Here is an 8,346-nt window from a genome sequence, read left to right as displayed (position 1 = left end):
ATCCCGTTCATCGCGTGTTTTGAGGTGATGGGGACGGTTGACGATTCAGGTGAGGAATAGAAACGCCGAAGAAGGTAGAAGGGGCGGAGGTAGCGCGGGATTAAGCGTTGTTATTTCCAGATAGAGTATATTCCGGGCCTTGGGACCGGTCTTTTCAGAATCGCGACACGATTTGATAATCAGAAGACATTCCCATGTCCGTTATAAAAAAACGGCCGATCGCGGAGCCGAAGCTTCCGGATCGACCGTATGGGGCAAACGAACAAAGCAGAAGGGTCGGATTACTGCCGTTCCACCGATAAGGACGACACCTTTTTGATCGTAAACGTGCCTTTNNAGGACGTTCAGCTTGATCAGCCCGGCGATCTTGGACGTATCGGCCCGGGACAGCAGCCGCCAGACCGAGGCATCCGGCAGCGCGTCGTAAAGCTTCTGATCGTCGTACTCCCGGCGGTCCTGATCGACGATCTTGACGAAGTACCGGCCGACCGCAAGCTCTGCCGCCCCTTGCTCCGCGCAATGATCGAGAATTTGCCCGCGCAGCTCGGCCAGCTCCTGCTCGATCTCCTTCTGCTTCTTTTTCAAGTCGAAATACCGTTTGACCGTCTTGTCCACTCGGCTCACGCTCCTTCAGAAGCATGTATATGAGCCGCGGCGCCGGTTCAGAAGGCCGGATCCGCTAGCTGATCCGGAACCGGGCGCAGCTGTGGCCTTCGGCCGTCTTGCGCACCTCCAGCACGGCGGGGATCGCCTGCTTCAGCTCCTGCACGTGCGAGATGATGCCGATCATCCGGCCCGTCCGCTGAAGCTGAACGAGCGTGTCGATCGCCTTGCCGAGCGAGTCCTCGTCCAGCGAGCCGAACCCTTCGTCGATGAACATCGTCTCCAGCGAGATGCCGCCCTCGTACGCCTGGATGACGTCCGCCATGCCGAGCGCGAGGCAAAGCGAAGCATTGAACTTCTCGCCGCCGGACAGCGACTTGACGTCGCGGAATTGGCCGGTGTAGTTGTCGTACACGTCCAGGCCGAGGCCGCTCTGCTTGCCGTGCTTCTCCAGCCGGTCGCTGCGGGCGAGATAGAATTGGCCGCCGGAGATCGTCTGCAGCCGCAGGTTGGCGGCTTGCAGAATCCGGTCGAGAAATTCGGTCAGCAGATAGCGCTCGAACGACATCTTGCGCCGGTTGTCGCCCCGGATGACGTCGTACAGGTCTTTGACCACCTGGAACTCCTGCTCGCACTCCTTCCGCTTCCGTTCCGCCGCCCGAATCTGCTCCCGGCCTTCCTCGCCTTTCGCCAGCCGATCCTGCGCCTGAAGCAGCGCATGGCGCGCCGACTCCAGCTCCCGCTCCAGCCGCGCGATTTCCTCCGCCAACGCCTCCGTATCGGCGCGGGCTTTGCCTTGAAGCTGCGCATCAAGCTCCTCCACCTGCCGGCGCACCGTGGCCAGGTCGGCATAGAAGACGTCGATCTCCCGCTTCAAATCCGCCCGCACAGCATCCGGCAGCTTGGCCCGCTCATACTCGCCCTCCGCCGCGAAGCCCGCCAGCGCCAGCTCGNNGTCCGCTCCAGCTTCGCCCGCGCCTCCGCAAACTGCCCTTCGGCCGCCGCCGCGTTCGCCGCCGCCGCCGCGCGCTGCTCCCCTGCCTGCTGCACCCGCTCCTGCGCCGCGCGCCAAGCCGACTCCAGCTGCCGCTTCCGCGCTTCCGCCCCCTGCTTCTCGCGCAGCAGCGCGTCCAGCGACCGCAGATCCTCCGGCACGCCGCCGAGCGCTTGCTCGTACAGCGCCTTCCCCGTGACGGCCGCCGTCCTCTTCTCCTGATAGAAGGAGGCCCGCTCCTCCTTCTCCCGAAGCCGCGCCTCGTACGCCGCCTCCGCTTGCTTCAGCCGCTGCTTCAGCGGATCGAGCTCCGCCTGCGTCTGCTTCAGCTTTTCCACCCGGGCCCGCATCGCCTTGCCCGCCTCCACCAGCTCGGCATACGCCGAAGCCGCGGCCGAAGCGTCCGCCGGATAACCCGACTCGGCGATCTCCCGCTCCTTCGCCTGCCGCGCCTCCGTCAAATGCTCCAGCTTCGCCTTCGTCGCGAGATGCGCCGACTCCAGCTCCGCGCGCCGCTTCCGCGCTTCGTCCAGCGCCTCCCGGGTCGGCGTCCGCGCCGTCAGCGCGGCCTTGCGCGGATGCTCCAGGCCGCCGCATACCGGACACGGCTGGCCGTCCGCGAGATGCTCCGCCAGCAGCCCGGCTTGTCCCTCCAGCCAGCTCGCCTCCAGGACGTCGTACTCCCGGGCCGCTTCCGCCAGCCGTTCCCTCTGCTCCCGCTCGGCGTCCGTCTGGGCCGCGGCGTCTTTCGCCAGCTGCACGTAGTCGCGCAATGCAGTGGCCGAAACGAGCATTTGGTCGAACCGTTCCTTCAGCTCCGGATACCCGCGAACGTCCTCTTCCAGCTTGCCGGCCAGCTCGGCCAGCCGCTTCCGCTCCTCCTGGCCGGCCGCAGCCGCCGCCTCCGCCGCCCGCAGCGCTTCCCCGGCCGCTTTCGCTTCCCGCTCCCGCTCTTCCAGGCGGGTCCGCATCCGTTCCAGCTCGCGAACGGTCGGCTCCATCCGCTCCATCCGTTCCAGCTCCCGGACCGCCTTCTCCCGCCGCTCGCCGTTGCTCTCCTCCGCGCGATAAGCCTCCTCCGCCTGTCCGTGCGCCTCCGCGGCGAGCCGCATCGCTTCCCGCGCCGCTTCCAGCTGCCTCTCCTTTGCAGCGGTTTCCTCGCGGGCGTCCGCCGCATGACGTTCGCGCACCTGGAGCGGAAGCGTCTTCTCCGCCAGCTCCAGCCGCCGCTGCTTCTCCTGGATCGCGGGAATTTGCCGTTCCCGCTCTTCCTTCTCTTGCGTTTTGCGGTCCATCTCCGCGAACTGCCCATTCAACAGGACGGCCTGGTGATAGCGCTCCACCTGCTCGCGATGGGCCTTCGTCTCCGCCGCGAGCCGCTCCCTTCGCCGCTCCGTCTCCGCCCGGTAAAAGGCGAGCTCCTCCTCCAACGCTTCCAGCACCTGGAACGTATTGTAGCTCTCCTGCTCCAGAAGGCGGCGCAGCTCCGACTCCTCGCGGTCCGAGAGCGCCAGGCCGACGTTCGCCGTATGGAAGTCGAGCTCCCGCTTCGCCCCCTCGCACGCCGACTGCGCCGCCCGGCGTTTGTCGTTCAAATACTCGGCGACATCCTTGAACAGATGCGTCCGGAAAATTTTGCGCAAAATCTCCTCTTTGTTCTCGGTGTCCGAGGTCAGCAGCTTGCGGAACTCTCCTTGCGGAAGCATGACGATCTGGCTGAATTGGTCCTTCGTCAGGCCGAGCAGGCCGAGCAGCCGCTCGTTGATCGTCCGCACCGCGTTCCGGTCGACCATCGGCTTCTCCCGGCCGCTCGTCGTCTCGACGAATTCGTACCTCTCGCCCGTGGCGCTCTTGTTGCCTTCCTTCACGTGCGCCAGCTGACGAACGACGCGATACGTCCGCCGCCTCAGCTCGAACTCGAACTCGACCGCCGTATAGACGTCGTCCTGCGCGAATTGGCTGCGCAGCATGCGGGTGTCGCTGCGGTCCGCCCCGCTCGCTTCCCCGTACAGCGCGAAGCAGATCGCGTCGAAGATCGAAGTCTTGCCGGCGCCGGTATTGCCCGAGACCAGGAACAGCCGGTGCTCGCCGAGCTCCGCGAAATCGATCGTCTCCTTGTCCTTATACGGCCCGAACGCCGTCATCGTCAGCTTGACCGGCCTCATGCCTCTCGCCCTCCTCCCGGTCCATCTCCCGCAAGACTTGAACGAACAGCCGCTCCGTCTCTTCCGAAGCCTCCGCTCCTTTGGCTTCCCGGTAGAACGACCGGAACAGCGTCATCATGTCCATGCCCGTCCGGCTTCCGGGACCGTCTCCGTCCGGTTCGCCGCCTAGCTGCGCCAAGGCCGACTTGCGCTCCACGTGCATCGCGTTCGGATAGACCGCTCGCACCCGCTCCATCGGCGACAGCACCGGAAGCTCGTCCAGGAGCCGGACGAACACGTAATCGTCCGACTTCTCCCCGCGCTCGATAGCTTCCATATAGCTTTCCACCGTCCTCATGTCGCGGAGCGGCGAAAGCTCCCTCCGTTCGATCCGNNCCGTCCAGCTCCACCGCAAGATATCCTTTGCGGTGCCGCTCCTCCGAGATCGAGTACTTGAGCGGCGAACCCGCATACCGGACCGTCTCGCGGCCGACAAGGTGGGCTTGATGAAGATGGCCCAGCGCCACGTAGTCGAACCCGGCGAAGTGCGCCGCGCTCACATGCTCCGCTCCCCCGATCGACAGCGGGCGTTCCGAATCGCTCGTATTCGGCTCCGCCTCTCCGGCGGGCGTCACGAACGCATGGCCGACGAAAACGTTCCTCGCGCCGGGAACGGCCGTCTCTCTGATTCTGCTTGCGATCGCCTTCATGGCGTCGTCGTGCGTATGTATGGTTTCGTCCTCGAGCGCCAGCCTGACCTTTGCCGGATCCGCGAACGGAACGAGATAGAAATGAACCGGCCCGTGCTCGTCATGGAGAATCGCCGGGACGAGCGAATCTTCCAGCTCGCCGACCATGTGGAGGCCGGCCGCCTTCATGATCCGGCTTCCGAAGTGAAGCCGGCTCGGGCTGTCGTGGTTGCCCGATATGGCCAGAACGGGCGTGCGCAGATCGAGCACGATCGTCTTGAGCGTCTCGCTCAGCAGCTCGACCGCGTCGGTCGGCGGCACCGCCCGGTCGTACAGGTCGCCCGCGATGACGACCGCGTCCGGCTTCTCTTTTTCGACGTCTCTTATAAACTGGCTTAAGACGTGACGCTGGTCTTCCGTCATATATACGCCCTGAACCAGCTTCCCCAGATGCCAGTCCGCCGTATGGAAAAACTTCATTCGTCCGTTCCCTCCCCTTCGCTATCATTCTATCATTATAGCAGGTAAGGAGGCGTTCCGAACGCGAATAACGATAGTGCAAAATCCGCCGGAAGCGATATACTGAAAGTAGCCTTTGAAAAAAAATGAGGAGGCGCGACAAGCGCAAAACCGGCGTTTCGCGTCAGCAAGCGGAGGAATCGGGATTTGGGAATCGAGAAGTTGACGGAGGAGAAGAAGAACGACATCCACCTGAGTCATCTTGCTTCCGTCGGACAGATCGCGGCGGGCATCGCGCACGAAGTCAAAAATCCGCTGACAGCCGTCAAAGGTTTTTTGCAGCTGCTCCGCGAGAGAAACGAAGAACGCTATATCGAGATCGCGCAGACGGAACTGGAGAACGCTCTGGCCATCCTGCAAAATTTGCTTCAGGTATCCCGTCCGGAGCTCGACGACGAGCCTTTCGAATCGATTGATTTGACCGTCGAGCTTTCCTCGCTCACCCAGCTGTTTCAAGATCAATTTTATCGGGTAACCATTGTGGAGCGCTTCGAGGATCACGGCTCGTACATATACGGAAGAAAGAATCAGTTGAAAAAGGCGTTTTTCAACCTGCTCAAGAACGCTTTCGAAGCGATCCCGGACAAAGGCACCATTCAGCTGGGCCATACGGTCACCGAAGATTCCGTCGTCGTCACCGTCCAGGACAGCGGAAGCGGCATTCCGAGAGACAAGCTCGCGATGCTGGGCACGCCGTTCTTCTCCACCAAGCAGAGCGGAACCGGGATGGGATTGACTCAGGTGTTCTCCGTTATTTACCAGCATAACGGGACGATCGACGTCGAGAGCGAAGAACAGACGGGCACGAAATTCGTCATCGCGTTTCCGAAGGAAGCCGGCAGCAAAAGAGATAAAGAGGTGGTCCGGTTGGATTTGCAATGGTCCGACACCGAAAGCTTGAGCGATTTTTTTCGCTTGAACCGCGAGAAATTCGAAGAGAGGCTTCTGCAGGAGGCCGTCAGCGTCCGGGAGAAGATCGACGAGATTCTGGCGGTCGGAGACATCGACTTGCTGGAGAACGCCCACAAGCTGGTGATCCATACCGTGGAAGGAAGAGAGCGGGAGGTCGTCATGTTCGCCAAAGCGGAAGGCGTCACCTGGGCCAAGCATTCGGTGACTCTCGCCTTCAAGCTCGAATGGTTTCAATCCGTGCGGCGGGTGATGTGGGATTTCCTTTATAATTACGACCGTCTGAGCGGCCAGATTGTCGAGAAGAAGCAGTTTTTCGTCCTGGAAAAAAGGATCAACGAGCTGATGGACCTGTTCCTGAACCAGTTCTTCCTGAGCTACTCCCAATATAAGGACGATCTGATCCGGTCGCAGCGAAATTTAATGGAAGATTTGTCGGTGCCGATCATTCCGCTGACGGCTTCCACTTCCATTCTCCCGCTCATCGGCGTCATAGACCCGCTGCGCGCCGATACGATCGAAGATAAGGTCATTACCAAGATCGGCGCCGACCGAATCGAGACGCTGATCATCGATTTGTCCGGCGTCATCGAGATGGAGGCCGACATCATCAAGCGGATCATCGGCATGATCGACGGCATCCGGATGATGGGCTGCCAAGCCGTGATCACCGGGCTTCGGCCGGCCATCGTGAAGCTGATGATCCGGCTCGGCTTAAGCTTCGAGAACAAAGCGGTCACCAAAGGGACGCTGCAGCACGCGTTGTCCGATCACCTCGGCAAGCAGCAGCCGGACACCGCCGGCAATTTTTAATCGGCGAAGCGGGAGACGAGGAACTCCCTGAACTGCCGGACGGCCGCCGATTGATAGCGGTCCTCGTGCCAGGCGACGGAGAAGTCGCGGTACATGACAGGCTCGACGATGCGAAGGTGCCTGGCCTTGGTCTCGTCATGAGCCTTGCCCCCGGGCACGAAGGCGACGCCCAAGCCCGCCAGCACGAGATCGTACAAGGCGGACGGCTCCTCCACCTCGCAGACGATCGGCGGACGAATGCCCGCGATGCGGCAGAAATCTTCGTTGGTTTTCCGGTAAGGATGGCCGGTTTTGTATTCGATGAACGGTTCGTTCGCCGCTTCCTCAAGCCGAATGTCCGTGCGGGTTCCGAACCAGCGGTGGCCCGAATGGACGGCCAGATGAATTTCCGACCGCAGTACCGGCTGCTCGCGGATGCCCGGCCGATCGATCGAAGCAGCCGTAAACGCCAAATCCGCCTCTCCCTTTTCCAGCAGCTCGGTCATCTCCCCGATCGCGGCCGGCGCCACCTGCACGATCCGGAAGGAAGCGTCCGGATGCAGCTCCCGAAAAGCGCCCAGCGCCCCCGATATCCGATTGAGCGCGTTGGTCGCGATCCGCACGTTTCCCCGCGCAAGCCCCGCCAGATCGGCCACTTCCCTTCTCCCTTCTTCCAGCGCCGTTAGCGCAGCCTCCGCTTTCGGAAGGAACGCCTTGCCGAACGCGTTCAACCGAATTTGGCGGCTGTGACGGTCGAAGAGCGGCGCGCCGAGATCTTCCTCCAAGCGGGAGATCGTCTTGCTCAGCGCCGGCTGCGCGATTCGGAGCTCCTCCGCCGCCCTCGTCATATGCTCCAGCCGGGCGACCGTCCGGAAGTATTCAAGCTGCAGCAGCTCCATGTCGCACACCCTTTCCATATACTGAAGTATATGATTCTATATATGATTATATATTTTAAAGTATCGATTTGCCACTGTACAATGGGAGGTGCAAAGAAGAAGGAGGAATGCGGAGTGCAAGCTGCGGGCGAAAAGCTCATTCGAATCCTGGCGCTCACGATGGTGCTCTCGTCCATGAGCGCAACCATGTTCAATCTAGCGATACCTCAGATGCAGGCGGATTTCAACCTGACGTTGTCCCAGGTCAGCTGGGTTTCCTCGATCTACTTGCTCGTCTATGCGGTCGGATCGGCTTTCTACGGCAAGCTGGCCGACCGATATCGGCTCAAAAACCTGATGACGGCCGGAGTTGCGCTGTTCGTCGCCGGCTCCGTCGTCGGCATGGCCTCGACCTCGTTCGCGGGCGTGCTGTCGGGCCGCATTCTGCAGGCGGCGGGAGCGGCGGTCATCCCCGCGGCCTCGATGCTCATCCCCGTTCGCTTCTTCCCGCTCGAGACGCGCGGCCGCGCGCTCGGCATCACGGCGACGGGGCTTGCCCTCGGCAATGTGCTCGGCCCGGTCGTCGCCTCCGCGATCGTCAGCTTCGCCGGCTGGCGCTGGCTGTTCGCCGTCCCGCTGCTGCTCGTCTTCACCTTGCCGCTTTATCGCCGCTACCTGGGTGACGAAACGGGACGTAGCGGCCGCAGCGACTGGCTGGGGGGCGGCCTGCTCGCAGCGGCCGTGGCGCTGCTGCTGCTGGCGGTCACGCGGGGCGGATGGGAGCTCGGCATCGGAAGCCTCGTCCTGCTCGGGCTGTT

General features: G+C 62.3%; 5 protein-coding genes and 1 pseudogene. 2 read left to right on the top strand and 4 right to left on the bottom strand.

What is annotated here, in order from left to right; genetic code table 11:
• Window positions 1-679: 679 nt before the first annotated feature.
• From H7C18_RS35910 to H7C18_RS33820, 3 genes and pseudogenes are all read right to left on the bottom strand, one after another.
• Complete coding sequence (locus tag H7C18_RS35910; RefSeq protein ID WP_185133552.1) at window positions 680-1,492, bottom strand: SbcC/MukB-like Walker B domain-containing protein; 813 nt, start codon at window positions 1,490-1,492, stop codon at window positions 680-682.
• Window positions 1,477-3,741, bottom strand: coding sequence for an AAA family ATPase (locus H7C18_RS33825; RefSeq protein WP_475572000.1), 2,265 nt, complete (start codon window positions 3,739-3,741; stop codon window positions 1,477-1,479). Before H7C18_RS33825 ends, H7C18_RS35910 begins: the two co-directional genes overlap by 16 nt.
• Window positions 3,719-4,910, bottom strand: a pseudogene (locus tag H7C18_RS33820) (exonuclease SbcCD subunit D). The gene H7C18_RS33825 and the pseudogene H7C18_RS33820 overlap by 23 nt, the downstream one beginning before the upstream one ends.
• Window positions 4,911-5,096: 186 nt before the next feature.
• Here H7C18_RS33820 and H7C18_RS33815 point away from each other — a divergent pair.
• A complete protein-coding gene (locus H7C18_RS33815) occupies window positions 5,097-6,671 on the top strand; it encodes an ATP-binding protein (RefSeq protein ID WP_185133550.1) in 1,575 nt (524 codons plus the stop codon).
• On the opposite strand, the gene H7C18_RS33810 is transcribed toward H7C18_RS33815, so the two are convergent.
• A complete protein-coding gene (locus tag H7C18_RS33810; RefSeq protein ID WP_185133549.1) occupies window positions 6,668-7,549 on the bottom strand; it encodes a LysR family transcriptional regulator in 882 nt (293 codons plus the stop codon). The genes H7C18_RS33815 and H7C18_RS33810 overlap by 4 nt on opposite strands.
• Before the next feature lie 81 nt (window positions 7,550-7,630).
• Here H7C18_RS33810 and H7C18_RS33805 point away from each other — a divergent pair.
• Window positions 7,631-8,346 (top strand): MFS transporter (locus H7C18_RS33805; RefSeq protein WP_185133548.1); only part of this gene is annotated, 716 nt, incomplete at its 3' end.

The organism is Cohnella zeiphila (assembly GCF_014212055.1).
GTDB classification, from domain to species: domain Bacteria; phylum Bacillota; class Bacilli; order Paenibacillales; family Paenibacillaceae; genus Cohnella; species Cohnella zeiphila.
This window is presented reverse-complemented; position numbering and strand designations above follow the sequence as displayed.